A 15,402-nucleotide genomic window follows, 5' to 3' on the forward strand; every position below is an offset into this window, starting at 1 on the left:
CCACCGGTCTGTCGAGGACACCGTACGCCCCGCCCTGCGGCCGTCCATTGCGCCCAGGTGACAATGGCCGCGACAAGAGAGGGGAACGCCCGTGCAGTGGACCCTGGTCGTACCCCTGAAGCCCCTGGCGCGGGCCAAGAGCAGGCTCTCGGACACCGCCGGCGACGGCGTACGCCCCGGACTGGCCCTCGCCTTCGCCCAGGACACCGTGGCCGCGGCGCTGGCCGCCAGGGCGGTCCGCGGTGTGCTGGTGGTCACGGACGACGACCTCGCCGCCCGCGAGCTGGCGGCCCTGGGCGCCCGGACGGTCCCGGAGGACTCCCATGACAGCCCCCGAGACGGCCTGAACGCCGCTCTCCGGCACGGAACGGCCGTCGTGCGCGCTGTACGCCCGCAGAGCCCCGTCGCCGCCCTGAACGCCGATCTGCCCGCCCTGCGCCCCGAGGAGCTGACCCGCGTCCTGGACGCGGCCGCCGCGTTCCCCCGCTCGTTCCTCGTGGACGCCGCCGGCATCGGCACCACCCTGCTCGCCGCGGCCCCCGGCCATGACCTCTCCCCCGCCTTCGGCCCCGAATCCCGCCTGCGCCACCGCCACTCCGGCGCCGTGGAACTCGCCCTCGACACCGTCGACTCCGTACGCCAGGACGTCGACACCGGCGACGACCTCCGCGCCGCACTCACCCTCGGCGTCGGTCCCCGTACGGCCGCCGCGGCCGCGCGCCTGCTGATACCCGGCCAGTAGGCTGCGCCCATGCAGGCCACCGCGTACACCTACGACCCCACCACCCGCACCGGCCAGGTCCTCCTCGACGACGGCACCCCCGTCCCCTTCGACGCCCCGGCCTTCGACGCGGGCGCCCTGCGCCTCCTCCGCCCGGGCCAGCGCGTCCGCATCGAGACGGAGGGCGAGGGCGGGTCCCTGCGCATCACCCTGATCACCTTGCAGACGTTCTGAGAAAGAGCTGAAGCCTTGTGGTGCTTTCCAGAGCGCGGGGAACTGCGCGACCAACCAAGAACCAGTCGCACCCGCCGTCCCACAAGTCACCCCGGCGATTAGGCACCCACGGCGATCAGGCACCCGGAAATATCCCCGGAACACGCCGCGGGCCGGGCTCCATCAACAGGAGCCCGGCCCGGCGCGTGTGAGTACTCAGCGCCCTACTGCTGGCGGGCGGCAGTCTTCTTCGCGGTCGTCTTGCGAGCCGTCGACTTCTTGGCCGGCGCCTTCTTGGCCGTGGCCTTCTTGGCCGGCGCCTTCTGCGCCGTGGTCTTCTTCGCGGCCGCCGTGGTCTTGGCGGTCGTCTTCTTGGCCGCCGCCGTCTTGGTGGTGGCCTTCTTCGCGGGCGTCTTCTTCGCCGCGGTCTTCTTCGCGGCCGCCGTCGTCTTCTTCGCGGCGGTCTTACGGGCGGTGGTCTTCGCGGTCGTCTTCTTCGCCGCCGCCTTCTTGACCGTCGCCGAAGCCCCACCGCTCAGGCTGCCCTTGGGCGCCTTCTTGACCGCGACCTCGCCACCACGGGGCAGCTTCTTCGAGCCGCTCACCAGGTCCTTGAAGCCCTGACCGGCACGGAAGCGCGGCACGGAGGTCTTCTTGACCCGAACCCGCTCACCCGTCTGCGGGTTGCGGGCGTAGCGGGCCGGACGGTCGACCTTCTCGAACGAACCGAAGCCGGTGACCGAGACCCGTTCACCCGCGACCGTTGCGCGGACGATGGCGTCCAGAACGGCGTCGACCGCATCGGCGGCCTGCTGACGCCCGCCGACCTTGTCCGCAATCGCTTCTACGAGCTGCGCCTTGTTCACGTCTTCCCCTTCGGAGACATCGCCAGAACGAAAGTGTTCAAGCTTTTTCGCACGTTAGGCAGATATATACCGCAAATCAAACACGAAACGGGCTTATCACCCTTGTGCCGCAACGAACTCGGCGGTCATGGAGTTCCTTCAGCGTTCCCCTGTGGGCATTCGCCCCTCGTCGAGGTCCGTCGTGAAGCTCTCCAGCCGCCTTGCCGCGTCGGCGAGATCGTGCTTGGCCACGGCCGTAATGACCAGCAGCTTCCGGGTCAGCGCCATGCGTACGCCCTCCGGGACTTGCAGTGCGCGCACTCTTGCGTGCGCTTCCTTGAGTTGGCCCGCGACCGCCGTATAGAGCTCGAGTTGGCCGTCGTGTTCCATGCACAGATTGTGCCATCTGGGGCGAGTTGTCGCCTGCGCAGGGGGCAACTGCCGTCTACCGGGGGCCTGGGGAGCATCCCCGTCCGATGCCGCACCATGGTGCGCGTACCCCGGTAATCGCCTTTGTAACTAGGGGAGTTGAAACCTTTCTGCACGCGACTTCGAAGGTCCCCGAACCCGAACATGGCGGTACCCCCAACCGTGCACGATTGGGGGTACCTGGGGGTGTCGCGGTGGCTGGAATCCGCCTTGCGCGGGCCGCCCCGAGGGGGGATCCGCACCCGTGGGTCAGACGTTCAGCGTCCTCGGCTTGTGCGAGGGGCGCTTGGCCTCGTACGCGGAGATGTCGGCCTCGTTCTGGAGGGTGATGGAGATGTCGTCCAGCCCGTTCAGCAGCCGCCAGCGGGAGTTCTCGTCCAGCTCGAAGGAGGCGGTGATGCCCTCGGCGCGCACTTCGCGGGCCTGAAGGTCGACCGTGATCTCGGCCTCGGGGTCCTTCTCGGTGAGCTCCTGCAGCGCGTCCACGATCTTCTGGTCCAGAACGACCGTGAGCAGGCCGTTCTTGAGCGAGTTGCCGCGGAAGATGTCGGCGAAGCGGGAGGAGATGACGGCCTTGAAGCCGTAGTTCTGCAACGCCCACACGGCGTGCTCACGGGAGGAGCCGGTGCCGAAGTCGGGGCCGGCGACCAGGACGGTGGCGCCCCGGCGCTCGGGCTGGTTGAGGATGAAGGACTCGTCCTTGCGCCAGGCCTCGAACAGCCCGTCCTCGAAGCCGTCCCTGGTCACCTTCTTGAGCCAGTGGGCGGGGATGATCTGGTCGGTGTCGACGTTGCTGCGGCGCAGCGGGACGGCCCGGCCGGTGTGCGTGGTGAATGCTTCCATGATTGTTCAGACTCCAGCGGGCGCAGGGGTGTCGGCGTCGATCAGGTCGGCGGGGGACGCCAGGTGGCCCAGGACGGCCGTCGCGGCGGCGACCTGCGGCGAGACGAGGTGCGTACGGCCGCCCTTGCCCTGCCTGCCCTCGAAGTTGCGGTTGGAGGTGGACGCGGAGCGCTCTCCCGGGGCCAGCTGGTCGGGGTTCATGCCCAGACACATGGAACAGCCCGCGTGCCGCCACTCGGCGCCGGCTTCCTTGAAGACGATGTCCAGGCCCTCGGAGACGGCCTGCAGACCGACCCGCGCGGAGCCGGGGACCACCAGCATCCGTACGCCGTCGGCGACTTTGCGGCCCTTGATGAGCTCGGCGGCGGCGCGCAGGTCCTCGATCCGGCCGTTGGTGCACGAGCCTACGAAGACGGTGTCCACGTTGATGGACTTCAGCGGCTGGCCGGCCTCCAACCCCATGTACTCCAGGGCCTTTTCGGCGGCGTGTCGCTCCGAAGCGTCCTCGTACGAAGCCGGGTCGGGGACGGACGCCGAAAGCGGCGCGCCCTGGCCGGGGTTGGTGCCCCAGGTGACGAACGGCGACAGGGCGGCGCCGTCGATGATCACCTCGGCGTCGAACTCGGCGTCCTCGTCGGTCTTCAGCGTCTTCCAGTACGCGACGGCCGCGTCCCAGTCCTCGCCCTCGGGGGCGTGCGGGCGGCCCTTGAGGTATTCGAAGGTGGTCTCGTCGGGGGCGATCATGCCCGCGCGGGCGCCGGCCTCGATCGACATGTTGCAGATGGTCATGCGGGCCTCCATCGAGAGCTTCTCGATGGCGGAGCCTCGGTACTCCAGGACATAGCCCTGGCCGCCGCCCGTACCGATCTTGGCGATGATCGCCAGGATCAGGTCCTTGGCGGTGACGCCCTCGGCCAGCTCACCCTCGACGGTGATGGCCATGGTCTTGGGGCGGACCAGCGGCAGCGTCTGGGTGGCCAGCACATGCTCCACCTGGGAGGTGCCGATACCGAACGCCAGACCGCCGAAGGCGCCGTGCGTGGAGGTGTGGGAGTCACCGCAGACGACCGTCATGCCGGGCTGGGTCAGACCCAGCTGCGGGCCGACGACGTGCACGACACCCTGCTCCACGTCGCCCAGCGGGTGCAGGCGCACCCCGAAATCGGCGGCGTTCTTGCGCAGCGTCTCCAGCTGGACGCGGGAGACCGGGTCCGCGATGGGCTTGTCGATGTCGAGGGTGGGGGTGTTGTGGTCCTCGGTGGCGATGGTCAGGTCGAGCCGGCGCACCTTCCGCCCGCTCTTGCGGAGACCGTCGAAGGCCTGGGGGCTGGTCACCTCGTGCAGCAGGTGCAGATCGATGAAGAGGAGGTCGGGCTCGCCCTCGGCGCGCCGGACGACGTGGTCGTCCCAGACCTTCTCCGCGAGTGTCCTACCCATCGCTTTCCCTCCGGCCGGCTTGTCCGAGCACCGGCCCAACTAGAGATATCGGAGGTGGCGAGCGCCCTTACCCCTCGTATGGGCGCCGGCCGCCGGGCTCGTTGGTCCGCGAGCCGTTTTGTTCTGCTTCCAGAGTGGCAAGGTCCACGCGAAATTGAACTTGCGTTTCACAGAGTGAGACGCGAGTATCGTTGCATGGACAACAGTAGCGGCGTCGGCGTTCTGGACAAGGCGGCCCTGGTCCTGAGCGCTCTGGAGTCCGGTCCGGCCACCCTCGCGGGTCTGGTCGGCGCCACGGGACTCGCACGACCCACGGCCCACCGCCTGGCCGTGGCTCTGGAACACCACCGCATGGTGGCACGCGACATGCAGGGCCGTTTCATCCTCGGCCCCCGGCTGGCCGAGCTGGCCGCGGCCGCCGGCGAGGACCGCCTCCTCGCGACGGCGGGCCCGGTGCTCACACACCTCCGCGACATCACGGGCGAGAGCGCGCAGCTCTATCGCCGCCAGGGCGACATGCGTATCTGCGTCGCCGCCGCGGAGCGGCTCTCGGGCCTCAGGGACACGGTGCCGGTCGGCTCGACCCTCACGATGAAAGCCGGTTCCTCGGCCCAGATCCTCATGGCCTGGGAGGAGCCCGAGCGCCTGCACCGGGGCCTCCAGGGCGCCCGCTTCACGGCCACCGCCCTCTCGGGCGTACGGCGCCGGGGCTGGGCCCAGTCCATCGGCGAGCGCGAGCCGGGAGTCGCCTCGGTCTCCGCCCCCGTACGCGGCCCGTCGAACCGCGTGGTGGCCGCCGTCTCGGTCTCGGGCCCCATCGAGCGCCTGACCCGCCACCCCGGCCGCATGCACGCCCAGGCCGTCATCGACGCCGCGTCCCGCCTCTCCGAGGCCCTGCGCCGCACCGGCTGACCGTCGAAGCCCCGCCCGACCACGCGAAAGGCCTGCCCCAACGCCGCGGCAGGCCTTTTTCCGTGGGTCGGGAGCAGCCGACTCGGGGGCGCGGGGAACCGCGCGAGCAACCACGACCAACCCGCAGCCGCCAGAACCCAGCTCCCCCACGACGCTCAGGCACTCACGCCCCGCCGGTGGGCGAACCGCTCCTTCGCCGACCTCCCCCGCCGCTCCACCGCCACCTGCCCATGCGCGGCCGCCAACCCAAACGCCGGCATGTCCATGTAGATCGCCTCGTACGCCCCCTCCGGCACCACATACGTCTCGTGCCACAGCCCCACATGCCGCCGGGCCTTCCCCTTCCGCTGTTTGCGGTTGAGCGCCGCCCACGCCACGCGGTGGAACGCGTCGGGCGCGTGCGCGTACCCGTACAGCTTCTCCTTGGACTCCCAGTACTGGACGACGTAGTACGTCCGCGGCGAGGCCGTCAGCAGCACGGCGCTCAACAGCCCACGGCTCTTGTCCTTCCGCAGCTCCCGCAGCATGCGCACCATCGCCAGCTGCACCGGCAGCCAGTGGTGCACGGCCCAGAAGTGGTTGACGCGTACGCCGATGAGCAGGACCACGACGTCCCCCTCGGCTCCCGCGGTGGTGCGACCGGCGACGACCGGATTCCCGAACATGACTCCCCCTTGTCCATGACCGCCCAGACACTCATTGGGTAGCGGCACTATCCGAGTGCCCATGTTTAGATAGTGCCGCTAACCAAGGAAAGGCGCAAGGGATATGCGACTGGCCGAGCTGAGCCGGGAGAGCGGCGTGTCCACCGCGACGATCAAGTACTACCTGCGCGAAGGCCTGTTGGCACCGGGCCGCCAGATCAACGCGACGACGGCCGAGTACGACGAGGGACATCTGCGCCGGCTGCGGCTGGTGCGGGCGTTGATCCAGGTCGGCAAGGTCCCGGTGGCGAACGCCAGGGAGGTGCTGAGGCACGTCGACGACGAGTCCCTGGGCCGTACGATCCGGCTCGGCGCGGCCCTGTGGGCGCTGCCCCAGGCTCCCGCCCCGGACGAGGAGGACCCGGTCACGGCCACCGCGACGGCCGAGGTGGACCGGCTGCTACGGACGCTGGGCTGGGACTCGGCGAGGGAGATCGGCTCCCTCTCCCCCGTGCATCGTTCACTGGTGGCGCTGGTGGCCACGCTGCTGCGGCTCGGCTATCCCTGCGACGCCGAACGGATGGCCCCGTACGCCGAGTTGATGCATCAGGCGGCCGTGCGGGACCTGGACCGTCTGGAGACCTGTGAGTCCGACACGGAGAAGGTGGAGCTGGCGGTCTCGTCGGCGGTGCTCTTCGAGCCGGTGCTGCGCGCGCTGCACCGGCTGGCCCAGGAGGAGGAGTCGGCGCGGCGGTACGGCATCGAGTAGACCGGGGCGACGGGCGATCAGTGCGTCCGGCCCGGCACGAAGAAGGCCCCCCACCGAAGTGGAGGGCCTTTCTGTCGCGTACCCCCGACCGGATTCGAACCGGCGCTACCGCCTTGAGAGGGCGGCGTGCTAGGCCGCTACACAACGGGGGCAAGGAGCCTGCGTTTCCGCAGGTCCGAGCTGGTCTACCTGGACTCGAACCAAGACTAACTGAACCAGAATCAGTCGTGCTGCCAATTACACCATAGACCAATGTGGTTTAGACCAGACAGTACCCCCGACCGGATTCGAACCGGCGCTACCGCCTTGAGAGGGCGGCGTGCTAGGCCGCTACACAACGGGGGCCCTGGCGATCTTTCGATCGACGTACCCCCGACCGGATTCGAACCGGCGCTACTGCCTTGAGAGGGCAGCGTGCTAGGCCGCTACACAACGGGGGCTTCGCGGACATGATCTCCGCTTGTGCAGATGAGCTCTGCGAGCTGGCCTACCTGGACTCGAACCAAGACTAACTGAACCAGAATCAGTCGTGCTGCCAATTACACCATAGGCCACTGGAACGCAAGCCCCTCAGGGGATCTTGTTCTAGCTTGCCCCGTCGGTTCCGGCCTTTCGGCCCGCTCCCCGGCGGCGCAGAAAGAACATTACCCGAAGGTGGACGGCGCTCCAAAACGGGTATCGGAGCCGAGGATCGCGGGGAGTTCGGCGAGCGTGGCGATCCGGTGCGGCCCGACGGGCGGGTCGACGGTCGCGTAGACGCCGCCGCGGTCGATCCAGACCGACAGCAGACCGGCGTCCGCGGCGCCCCGCCCGTCGATCTCCGGGTGATCGCCGACGTACACGACCTCGTGCGGTGGCAGCTCCAGGGCCTCGCAGGCGACGTGGAAGGCTTCGGCGGCCGGCTTGTGGACACCCAGTTGTTCGGCGCACAACACCGTCTCGAAGCGGTCCCACACACCGAGGGCGCGCAGCTTGCGTTCCTGGACGGGGAGGCTGGAGTTGGAGAGCACCGCGTGCCGGTGGCTGGCGGCGAGCGCGTCCAGGACGGGCAGGACGTCCGGGAAGAGCGACCAGGCCCGCTCGTAGTGGGCGACGTAGCGCTCGAACCAGGCGTCGGCCTCCGCGTCGCTCAGGGGCCGGCCGTGGAAGTCCCGTACCCGGTCGCGACGGGTGGCCTCCCAGTCGCCCTCGCCCGCCGCGTACCGCCTCCAGTGCAGGCTCGTGAGTTCGCGCCAGCGCGTCAGGGCCTCTTCGACGGAGTCGTATCCGAGCAGCAGGCCCTCGGCGGCGAGGTGATCGCGCATACCGGCCCGGTCGGCCGCGGTGTAGTCGAAGAGAGTGTCGTCCACGTCCCAGAGCACGGCCTTGATGTCCATGATCCGACGGTAGCCCGAGGCCCGCCGTCCTGTCCGGGGGATGGCGAAGGGGCGGCACCCGGATCATCGGGTGCCGCCCCTCACCTGCGGGCGTTACGCGGACAGCCTGGCCAGGGCCGCGTCGATCCTCGCCAGCGTCTTCTCCTTGCCCAGGATCTCCAGGGACTCGAAGAGCGGCAGGCCGACCGTGCGGCCGGTGACGGCGACGCGGACGGGGGCCTGGGCCTTGCCGAGCTTGAGGCCGTGGGCCTCGCCGGCGGCCAGGACGGCCTCCTTCAGCGACTCGGCCGAGGTCCAGTCGGCGGACTCCAGCTTCTCCTTCGCCGTGCGCAGGAGCGCGTCGGAGCCCTCCTTCATGGCCTTCGTCCAGGACGCCTCGTCCTCGGCCGGCTCCGGCAGGAACAGGAAGTCGACGTTCTCCGTGATCTCCGAGAGGACCTTGAGGCGGGTCTGCGCGTGCGGGGCGATGGCCTCCCACTTCGCCGTGTCGAAGTCCTCCGGCGCCCAGGGGGCGAACGGGGCCTTCAGCCACGGGGCGCAGCGCTCGGTGAACTCCTTCACATCCAGCATGCGGATGTGGTCGGCGTTGATCGCCTCGGCCTTCTTCAGGTCGAAGCGGGCCGGGTTGGGGTTCACGTCCGCGACGTCGAAGGCGGCGACCATCTCCTCGATCGTGAAGATGTCCTTGTCCGCGGAGAGCGACCAGCCGAGGAGGGAGAGGTAGTTGAGCAGGCCCTCGGGGAGGAAGCCGCGCTCGCGGTAGAGGTTGAGCGACGACTCCGGGTCACGCTTGGAGAGCTTCTTGTTGCCCTCGCCCATCACGTACGGCAGGTGGCCGAACTGCGGGACGGCCTTCGCGATGCCCAGCTCCATCAGCGCCTTGTACAGGGCGATCTGACGGGGCGTCGAGGAGAGCAGGTCCTCGCCCCGCAGGACGTGGGTGATCTCCATCAGGGCGTCGTCGACCGGGTTGACGAGCGTGTAGAGCGGGGCGCCGTTCGCGCGGACGATGCCGTAGTCCGGCACGTTCTCCGGGGTGAAGGTCAGGTCGCCGCGGACCAGGTCCGTGAAGGTGATCGTCTCGTCGGGCATGCGGAAGCGGACGATCGGCTCGCGGCCCTCGGCCTCGTACTGGGCCTTCTGCTCGGACGTGACCTCGCGGCACTTGCCGTCGTAGCCGGAGGGCCGGCCGGCGGCGCGGGCCGCGTCGCGGCGCTCCTCCAGCTCCGAGGCGGTGCAGTAGCAGTGGTACGCGTGGCCGGCGTCCTGGAGCTTCCGGGCGATCTCCTTGTACGTGTCCATGCGCTCCGACTGGCGGTACGGCGCGTGCGGGCCGCCCACCTCGGGGCCCTCGTCCCAGGTGAAGCCCAGCCAGCGCAGGGAGTCCAGGAGCTGCTCGTAGGACTCCTCGGAGTCGCGGGCCGCGTCGGTGTCCTCGATGCGGAAGACGAACGTGCCGCCGGTGTGGCGGGCGAACGCCCAGTTGAACAGGGCCGTGCGGACCAGACCCACATGGGGGTTGCCGGTCGGGGACGGACAGAAACGTACGCGGACGGATCCGTTAGCCACGCTTGATCACCTTGTTGGTGAGAGTGCCGATGCCTTCGATGGTGACGGCGACCTCGTCGCCGACGTTGAGGGGGCCGACCCCTGCCGGGGTGCCCGTGAGGATGACGTCGCCGGGGAGCAGCGTCATGGCCTCGGTGATGTTGACGATCAGGTCCTCGATGGAGTGGATCATCTCGCTCGTCCGGCCGAGCTGCCGCTGGCCGCCGTTGACGGTGAGCTGGATGGTCAGGTCGCTCGGGTCGAGGTCGGTCTCCACCCAGGGGCCCAGCGGGCAGGAGGTGTCGAAACCCTTGGCCCTGGCCCACTGCTTCTCGCGCTTCTGGACGTCGCGCGCGGTGACGTCGTTGGCGCAGGTGTAGCCGAAGATCACGTCCTTGACGCGTTCGCGCGGGACCTCGCGGCACATACGGCCGATGACGACGGCCAGCTCGGCCTCGTGGTGGAGGTCCTCGGAGAAGGACGGGTACTGGATCGCGTCGCCGGGGCCGATCACCGAGGTGGCCGGCTTGAAGAAGGCGAACGGGGCGTCGGGGACCTCGTTGCCCAGTTCCCTGGCGTGTGCGGCGTAGTTGCGGCCGAAGGCCACGACCTTGTTGGGGAGCACCGGCGGCAGCAGCCTGACCTTGCTGACCGGGACCTTCGTACCGGAGAGCTCGTAGTCCGCGAACGGAATGCCCTTGATGATGTCGAGGACGAGCTCGTCCGGCTTGTCGCCCTCGACCGCGCCGAAGGCTACGTTCCCGTCGATGGAGAACCTGGCGATGCGCACGGGATGCTTGCGCCCCTTAACTGAGCTGGCTGGAGTGTGACGCTCCAGGCTAACGCGGCAAGGGGCGCCCACCTCGCGCATTGATACGGAAGGGCGCCCGGCTCGTGCCGGGCGCCCTTCACGCGGGTGCTCATCGCCCCTCCGCCGTTTCTTCACAGGAACCGACTTGAGCGGTCGGCGGATTCTGCGCGTACTTGAGCGTGCAACTACTCCGCCGTCTCGCCCGGTGCCACCATCAGGACCGTCCGGCGGGGGTTGGCGGTCTGGGAGGGGAGGTCGACGGAGTGCTCCTGCTCCGGCGTGCGCAGGTCCTCGGCGTCGGCGAGGTGGGCCAGCGTCGTGCGCCGGGGGTTGGCTATGGTGCGGAACATCGTCGTCGTCTTCACTGTTGTTCAAGACCTCGTCGTGTGCGGGCGCCGGGTGGGCCGCAAGGGCCGCCCCACAAGCGCGGGTTGTCGGATTCGCCATCCCTGTAAAGCGTCAGGCTAAACATCCGATTCCCGGGTCAAGTCGTGAAGAAGACATGATCGCCGTGTGAGTTTGCTCACTCAGTCATGGGTAAAACGGGCAATTCAGGCCATCGACACGCCCTCACAAAGCGGACATCAGTGACCTGAAGCCCGCATTCCGCTCCTGATCATGGCGACTGGGACACCCTGCTCACACCGGTGGATCGCCTGGGTATGTCCGGTATCAACGGAAACCCCTTCCACGCCCGGTGACTCACCCTTCACAGGCTGTCACAGTGAACAGACCGTTACCCATTGGCCTTGTTGGAGATCCGGCACTGTGCTGGAATTCCACGGACCGCCGCGGGATTGTGCCGGCGCGCAGGGGCGCAGAGCAGCGCCTGGCGGCGGTGGAAGGGGGAGCCAGCGCCGGTCACTCACGACCACCAATTGGGGACGTATTCAGGGCGCCCCCGAAGACGCCGACACCGTCCCGCCGTTCACGCGGTGGGGCGCCTGGTCCAGAGGTTGCGACGCTAGTGCAGGGACGTTTCAAGAGGGATGGCAGCGCTTCGGCGGAGCCGGAGCCACACAAGGGAACCGTCAACGGTTCCTCCCCCCAGCACGCCCAGAACCCGGGTCCGGCGGAGATCGGCGACGGCGGGGAGCGCTCCGGGCGCCCCGGCGCGTCAGTTCCTTCCGCGCCGCCCGGGAAGCCCAAGGGCGGCAGCAAGGCCGGTGCCGGAGGGCCCGGCTCCCGAATAGCCCTGCGCAACTGGCGCATCTCGACGCGTCTCGTCTCGCTGCTCGCCCTCCCCGTGGTGGCGGCGACCTCGCTGGGCGCACTGCGCATCAGCGACAACGTGGACGACATCCAGCAGCTCGACAACATGCGGCTGCTGACCGACATGACCAAGCAGGCGACCGAGCTCGCCTCCGCGCTCCAGCAGGAGCGCGACCTGTCGGCCGGTCCCCTCGCGCACGGTCTGGACGGCACCGACCTGACGGTCAAGGGCACCCGCGACAAGACGGACCAGGCCCGCATCCAGTTCACCGACGCGACCCAGGCCGCCGAGACCGCGAGCACCACGGCGAAGATGCCCGGCGTCCGCGACAGTCTCGTCCGGGTCGTGCGCGAGCTGTACAACCTGAGCAGCATCCGCAAGGACGCCTACGCGGACGCCGAGAACTCCACGCAGACGGTCGAGGCGTACCACCGGCTGATCACCCAGTTGCTGGACCTGTCCACGGACATGGCCGAGGCCACCAGCAACCCGGACATGATCAAGCGCACCCGTGCCCTGGCGGCGTTCTCCTCCGCCAAGGAGTACGCCTCCATCCAGCGCGCGGTCATCGCGGCGGCCCTGCCCGACACCAATGACAAGACCGGCACGCTCTCCGACAACGACCGGCTGTACGCGAACTCGGCGCTGTCGAACGAGGAGTCCGACCGCAGCACCTTCTCCGACATCTACGGTCCCGGCGCCGAGGAGCTGACCAAGCCGATCGACGACGCGAGCCCCACGATCGAGGCCGCCGACCTCTACGCGGACCGGGTGCTCTCCAGCCAGAGCGGTCTGCGCGGGCAGGACAAGCGGTCGTACAAGGACTGGACCGACGACTCCTCGTCCAAGATCGAGCAGATGAAGAAGATCGAGGGTTCGCTCCTGGAGGAGATGGAGCAGACCGCTCGTAACCTGCGTGCCGAGTCCGAGCAGGAAGCGATCATCTCCGGTGCGCTGATCCTGCTCGTCCTCGGTGTCTCGCTGGTCGGCGCGTTCGTCGTGGCCCGGTCCATGATCCGCTCGCTGCGCCGGCTGCAGGACACCGCGACCAAGGTCGCCCAGGAACGGCTGCCCGAGCTGGTCAAGCAGCTGTCGGAGTCGGACCCGCAGGACGTCGACACCTCCGTCGAGTCGGTCGGTGTGCACTCCAAGGACGAGATCGGCCAGGTGGCCGCGGCCTTCGACGACGTGCACCGCGAGGCGGTCCGTCTCGCCGCCGAGCAGGCCCTCCTCCGGGGCAACGTCAACGCGATGTTCACCAACCTCTCGCGCCGCTCGCAGGGCCTCATCCAGCGTCAGCTGTCGCTCATCTCCGAACTGGAGTCCCGCGAGGCCGACCCGGACCAGCTGTCCTCCCTCTTCAAGCTCGACCACCTCGCCACCCGCATGCGCCGTAACGGTGAGAACCTCCTCGTTCTCGCCGGTGAAGAGCCCGGCCGCCGCTGGACCCGTCCGGTCCCGCTGGTCGACGTGCTCCGCGCCGCGGCCTCCGAGGTGGAGCAGTACGAGCGCATCGAGCTGTCGTCCGTGCCGACGACCGAGGTCGCCGGCCGCGTGGTCAACGACCTCGTGCACCTGCTCGCCGAGCTGCTGGAGAACGCGACTTCCTTCTCCTCGCCGCAGACCAAGGTCAAGGTCACCGGTCACGCGCTGCCCGACGGCCGGGTGCTGATCGAGATCCACGACACCGGTATCGGCCTCTCCCCCGAGGACCTCGCCGCGATCAACGAGCGGCTCGCCTCGCCGCCCACCGTGGACGTCTCGGTCTCCCGCCGCATGGGTCTGTTCGTGGTCGGCCGGCTGTCGCAGCGCCACGGCATCAGGATCCAGCTGCGTCCGTCCGACTCGGGCGGTACGACCGCGCTCGTCATGCTTCCCGTCGACGTCGCGCAGGGCAACAAGAAGCCCACCCCGGGCAAGCCCGGCCAGGGTTCCCCCACCACCGGTGGTCCGGCCGCCGCGCAGGCCGCGGCCGGTGCCGCCGCCGCGCGTCGCCAGGCCGGCAACCAGTCGGGCCCGCCGCTCGGCGGCGGCCCCTCCGCCGGCGGACTTCTCGGTGCCCCTCCGCAGCGTGGGCAGGTCGGCGCGGGCCAGGGTCCGCGGGCCGCGCTGCCCGGCAACCCGGGTGGTCCGCGTGGGCCGCAGGGCGGTCCGCCTGCGCAGGGCGGCCGGCCGGCTCCGGCGGGCGCCGGTGCCGGTGGGTTCGGCGGCGGTCAGGCGCCGGGTGCCCCGCAGGGTCTGCAGGCCGCCGGGACCGGTGGCCCCAACAGCTTCGAGAGCTTCGACGACACCTCACGCCAGGGCGGCTTCCCGGGCGGCGGCTCGGGTCTGCGCCCGGCCGGCGGTCCCGGTGACGCCGGTGCGGGCCGGCCGGGCGGGGCCGACAACGGCCTGGGCTCCGTGCCGCCGAAGCAAGGCAAGGAACGTTCCAGCAGGCGCCGTCCGCAGCTGCCGGGCCGCGGTGGTCCGCGTGCCGAGCTGCCCGGCGGCAACTCCTCGTCGCGGACGCCGAGCTGGAGCGACGAGAACGCGCAGCCGCCGGTGCCGCGCGCCTCGCTGGACGCCCCGCGCGGCCACGAGGAGCAGCCGGACGTCACCGCGCCGATGCCGCGCGTCGACCCCCACCAGGGTCCGGGCTCGTCCGCCGACTTCCCCCCTTCCGGCTTCGACAGCCGGCGCCCCGGCGCGGGCACCCAGCAGAACGACTCCGGGTCCTTCGTCCGCTCCGACGTGTTCGGCGGGGCCGGTGCTCCGCCGGCGCCCACCGGTCCCTCCCGCGGCGGCTCACAGGACCCGTCGTCCACCGGCCAGTTCGCCACGCCGGGCTACGACGGCTCCAGCACGGGCCAGTTCCCGGCTCCGGGCCGGCAGAACCCGCAGGACACCGGGCAGTTCAACGTGCCCGGTCGCCAGAACCCGCAGAACCCCCAGGACACGGGACAGTTCGGCGCGCCCGGCCGGCAGAACGGCCAGAGCACCGGACAGTTCCCTGTGCCCGGTCGCCAGAACCCGCAGGACACCGGCCAGTTCGAGCGGCCGCAGGTCAACGGCGAGAACTACGGCGCGCCCCGCCCGCCGGTGCCGCCGCAGCGACCGCCGATGCCCCCGCAGCGCCACACGCGCCCGCAGGAGCCGGAGGCACTGCCGCCGGCCACGGGTCCGATGGACGGCCGTACGCCGCTGTACGACACGCTGGAGACCAACTGGTTCCACGGTCAGGGCGGTCAGAACGGGCAGAACGGCCAGCAGGCGGGCAACGGTCCCGCGCCGCAGCAGCCCGCCGCCCCGGCCCCCCAGACTCCGGCCGCTCCTCAGCGGCCGGCGACCCCCGCCGCGCCTGCCTCCCCCACCTGGCGCAGCACTCCCAATGACGACCTGGTCCGCCAGGCCGAACGAGCCCGTCAGCCTTCGGCAGGCGGGGTCACCACCTCCGGTCTGCCGCGCCGGGTCCCGCGAGCGAACCTCGTGCCGGGCACGGCTCAGCAGCAACAGCACCAAACCGGTCCGCAGGTCTCGCGTTCGCCTGATGACGTACGCGGCCGGCTGACCAATCTCCGTCGGGGCATCGCGCAGGGTCGACAGGCCGGTAACGGCCAGACCGGTAGCTTCCCGAGCCCCACTCACCAGCAGGAGCGTTAGTT

General features: G+C 70.0%; 14 protein-coding genes and 5 tRNA genes. 5 read left to right on the plus strand and 14 right to left on the minus strand.

The genetic code is table 11. The annotated features are described in order from the left end of the window. The first annotated feature begins 91 nt into the window (after positions 1-91). Complete coding sequence (gene cofC / locus JIX56_RS12450) at positions 92-742, plus strand: 2-phospho-L-lactate guanylyltransferase (RefSeq protein WP_257540173.1); 651 nt, start codon at positions 92-94, stop codon at positions 740-742. Between the two features lie 9 nt (positions 743-751). Then, positions 752-955, plus strand: coding sequence for a hypothetical protein (locus JIX56_RS12455; protein WP_257540175.1), 204 nt, complete (start codon positions 752-754; stop codon positions 953-955). A gap of 203 nt (positions 956-1,158) precedes the next feature. Here JIX56_RS12455 and JIX56_RS12460 read toward each other — a convergent pair whose 3' ends face one another. The 4 genes from JIX56_RS12460 to leuC form a co-directional block, all read right to left on the minus strand. Beyond that, positions 1,159-1,800 carry an HU family DNA-binding protein gene (locus JIX56_RS12460; protein WP_257540177.1) on the minus strand — a complete coding sequence of 214 codons (642 nt, stop codon included), beginning with the start codon at positions 1,798-1,800 and terminating at the stop codon, positions 1,159-1,161. Positions 1,801-1,938: 138 nt separating this feature from the next. Continuing rightward, positions 1,939-2,169 (minus strand): hypothetical protein, encoded by a 231-nt coding sequence (locus JIX56_RS12465; RefSeq protein ID WP_257540179.1) that lies wholly within the window; start codon positions 2,167-2,169, stop codon positions 1,939-1,941. Positions 2,170-2,457: 288 nt separating this feature from the next. Next, positions 2,458-3,051, minus strand: a complete 594-nt coding sequence (gene leuD, locus JIX56_RS12470) for a 3-isopropylmalate dehydratase small subunit (RefSeq protein ID WP_257540181.1) — start codon at positions 3,049-3,051, stop codon at positions 2,458-2,460. Positions 3,052-3,057: 6 nt separating this feature from the next. Next, positions 3,058-4,488, minus strand: a complete 1,431-nt coding sequence (gene leuC, locus JIX56_RS12475) for a 3-isopropylmalate dehydratase large subunit (RefSeq protein ID WP_257540183.1) — start codon at positions 4,486-4,488, stop codon at positions 3,058-3,060. 195 nt (positions 4,489-4,683) lie between these two features. Here leuC and ndgR point away from each other — a divergent pair, with 195 nt between their 5' ends. Continuing rightward, complete coding sequence (gene ndgR / locus JIX56_RS12480) at positions 4,684-5,400, plus strand: IclR family transcriptional regulator NdgR (RefSeq protein ID WP_217547512.1); 717 nt, start codon at positions 4,684-4,686, stop codon at positions 5,398-5,400. A gap of 155 nt (positions 5,401-5,555) precedes the next feature. Here the strand turns inward: ndgR and JIX56_RS12485 are convergent, their stop codons facing one another. Then, complete coding sequence (locus JIX56_RS12485; protein WP_257540184.1) at positions 5,556-6,065, minus strand: DUF4188 domain-containing protein; 510 nt, start codon at positions 6,063-6,065, stop codon at positions 5,556-5,558. Between the two features lie 103 nt (positions 6,066-6,168). Between JIX56_RS12485 and JIX56_RS12490 the strand changes: the two genes are divergently transcribed. Then, positions 6,169-6,813 (plus strand): MerR family transcriptional regulator, encoded by a 645-nt coding sequence (locus tag JIX56_RS12490; protein WP_257540186.1) that lies wholly within the window; start codon positions 6,169-6,171, stop codon positions 6,811-6,813. A 79-nt stretch (positions 6,814-6,892) separates the two neighbouring features. Here JIX56_RS12490 and JIX56_RS12495 read toward each other — a convergent pair. The 9 genes from JIX56_RS12495 to JIX56_RS12535 all read right to left on the minus strand — a co-directional run bounded on the left by JIX56_RS12495 (position 6,893) and on the right by JIX56_RS12535 (position 10,913). Further along, a tRNA-Glu gene (locus JIX56_RS12495) sits at positions 6,893-6,965 on the minus strand. A 28-nt stretch (positions 6,966-6,993) separates the two neighbouring features. Next, positions 6,994-7,065: transfer RNA gene (locus tag JIX56_RS12500), tRNA-Gln, on the minus strand. A gap of 20 nt (positions 7,066-7,085) precedes the next feature. Continuing rightward, a tRNA-Glu gene (locus JIX56_RS12505) sits at positions 7,086-7,158 on the minus strand. A gap of 22 nt (positions 7,159-7,180) precedes the next feature. Beyond that, a tRNA-Glu gene (locus JIX56_RS12510) sits at positions 7,181-7,253 on the minus strand. Positions 7,254-7,295: 42 nt separating this feature from the next. Continuing rightward, positions 7,296-7,367: transfer RNA gene (locus tag JIX56_RS12515), tRNA-Gln, on the minus strand. A 90-nt stretch (positions 7,368-7,457) separates the two neighbouring features. Next, on the minus strand, positions 7,458-8,189 hold the full coding sequence (locus JIX56_RS12520) for an HAD family hydrolase (protein WP_257540188.1): 732 nt from the start codon (positions 8,187-8,189) through the stop codon (positions 7,458-7,460). A 93-nt stretch (positions 8,190-8,282) separates the two neighbouring features. Beyond that, positions 8,283-9,758, minus strand: a complete 1,476-nt coding sequence (gltX, locus tag JIX56_RS12525) for a glutamate--tRNA ligase (protein ID WP_257540190.1) — start codon at positions 9,756-9,758, stop codon at positions 8,283-8,285. Next, positions 9,751-10,527, minus strand: a complete 777-nt coding sequence (locus JIX56_RS12530; protein ID WP_257540192.1) for a fumarylacetoacetate hydrolase family protein — start codon at positions 10,525-10,527, stop codon at positions 9,751-9,753. Before JIX56_RS12530 ends, gltX begins: the two co-directional genes overlap by 8 nt. A 206-nt stretch (positions 10,528-10,733) precedes the next feature. Continuing rightward, on the minus strand, positions 10,734-10,913 hold the full coding sequence (locus JIX56_RS12535; protein WP_257540194.1) for a hypothetical protein: 180 nt from the start codon (positions 10,911-10,913) through the stop codon (positions 10,734-10,736). Between the two features lie 602 nt (positions 10,914-11,515). On the opposite strand from JIX56_RS12535, the gene JIX56_RS12540 reads away from it, so the two are divergent. Further along, positions 11,516-15,400 carry a sensor histidine kinase gene (locus JIX56_RS12540; protein WP_257540196.1) on the plus strand — a complete coding sequence of 1,295 codons (3,885 nt, stop codon included), beginning with the start codon at positions 11,516-11,518 and terminating at the stop codon, positions 15,398-15,400. Positions 15,401-15,402 lie beyond the last annotated feature (2 nt).

The organism is Streptomyces sp. CA-210063, assembly GCF_024612015.1.
Taxonomy (GTDB): domain Bacteria; phylum Actinomycetota; class Actinomycetes; order Streptomycetales; family Streptomycetaceae; genus Streptomyces.